2 protein-coding genes are annotated in these 1,604 nt (G+C 31.3%); both read left to right on the top strand.

Annotation, left to right across the window (positions count from 1 at the left end; all coding sequences use genetic code 11):
• Positions 1 to 269: 269 nt before the first annotated feature.
• Positions 270 to 818, top strand: a complete 549-nt coding sequence (locus L8D11_RS05315) for a thioredoxin family protein (RefSeq protein WP_236870630.1) — start codon at positions 270 to 272, stop codon at positions 816 to 818.
• 8 nt (positions 819 to 826) lie between these two features.
• The gene (locus tag L8D11_RS05310; protein ID WP_236870629.1) at positions 827 to 1,492 is read left to right on the top strand and encodes an RNA methyltransferase; all 666 of its coding nucleotides are present in this window, start codon (positions 827 to 829) and stop codon (positions 1,490 to 1,492) included.
• Positions 1,493 to 1,604 lie beyond the last annotated feature (112 nt).

The raw sequence follows: 1,604 nt of genomic DNA, 5'->3' as shown, positions 1-1,604 counted from the left end.
GAATGCACACAATGTTTTGCAGATTAAAGCGACTATGTCCTCTAATGAGTGGAATCTTTATGAAGCAAATATTGACAATGAGTTGATTCTAAAAGTTGCTTAACGCTATCTAATATTTATGCTTCCTAGACCTCATGAGTGCAAAAAATAGGATAGAAGCTAATAAACGTAAACGAGGCTCTATGGAGATCTAAATTATTTTTGATGATTTGTAAAAAAAAGTATATATATTTTCGGTAGAATACAATGAAAATTCATAGGAGTTTTAAATGGTTGCATTAACAACACCAGAGGTAGATAAAGGTTGGAAGGCAAAAGATTTTAATTTAATTTCTATAGATGGAAATTATTACAATTTAGATAAAGTTAAGGGAAAAAATGGATTGGTGATCGCATTTATTTGTAACCATTGTCCTTATGTTAAATCTATAGCTACAAAAATAGCTAAAGAAGCAAATGAGTTATGTAAATTAGGAATTGGCTTTGTTGCTATAAACTCAAATGACACAATTGCTTATCCTGAAGATTCTTACGATAATATGAAAATTTTTGCTAAAGAAAATAATTTTCAATTTCCGTATTTACTTGATAGTACGCAAGGAATTGCTAAAATATATGATGCAGTTTGCACACCAGATTTTTTTGGATTTAATTCTAGCATGGAGCTTCAGTATCGTGGAAGATTGGACTCTGCTAAAAAAGATATTGTTCCAGATGCCAAAAGGGAATTATATATAGCCATGTCTGAAATTTCAGAAACTGGGCAATTCAAAGGAGAGCAAATATCTAGTATTGGATGTTCTATTAAATGGAAATAAAGCCGTAAGTGCACAAGCCGTATATTATATTAGTTTGTCCGCAACTTGCGGAAAACATTGGTGCTGTTGCAAGATCGATGTCTAATTTTGGGTTTGACAACTTAAGAATTGTGTCACCAAGGGATGGGTGGCCACCATCTGATGAGGCTTTTAAGTTAGCAGCAAAAGGAAGTTTTGTGCTAGATAAAGCTGTGCTATATGATGATTTGAATGTTGCAATTGCTGATTTAAATTTTATTGTTGCGGCAACAGCTCGTTCTAGATATATGGTCAAAAAAGTTATGCATCCTAAAAAGATGGCAAAGTATTGCAATCAAAAATTTGATAAAGATATTAAAATTGGAATTTTATTTGGAAGAGAAAATAATGGTCTTACCAATGATGAATTAGGTTTGGCTGACGTTATTTCAATTATTCCTACGAATGAGCAAAATTCTTCACTAAATTTGGCACAAGCCGTCTCTATTTTTGCTTATGAATTTTTTTCGCAGGAAGGTGTAAAAATTGGTAAAAATTATGAGCTTTGTAGCAAAGAGGAATTTAACAACTTATTTAATTTATTAATTACCTCACTGGAGCGCAATGATTACTTTAAAGAAGAGAATATTAAAAATACCATGATCCAGAATATTAAAAACATATTTGTTAAAGCTGAATTGACTATAGTGGACTGAAAAATCAAGACAAAATTTTGAGAATTTTGCTTCCTATTATTAAGCAGCATTTTTCAATGCCTCTAAATAAACATTCATGGGCTTTTTATAGCCAATGCTAGAATGAAATCTT

This window comes from Candidatus Bandiella numerosa, assembly GCF_021811875.1.
In the GTDB taxonomy this organism is placed as follows: domain Bacteria; phylum Pseudomonadota; class Alphaproteobacteria; order Rickettsiales; family Midichloriaceae; genus Aquirickettsia; species Aquirickettsia numerosa_A.
Note: the sequence above shows the minus strand (reverse complement) of the source record. Positions and strands in the feature narration are given on the sequence as shown.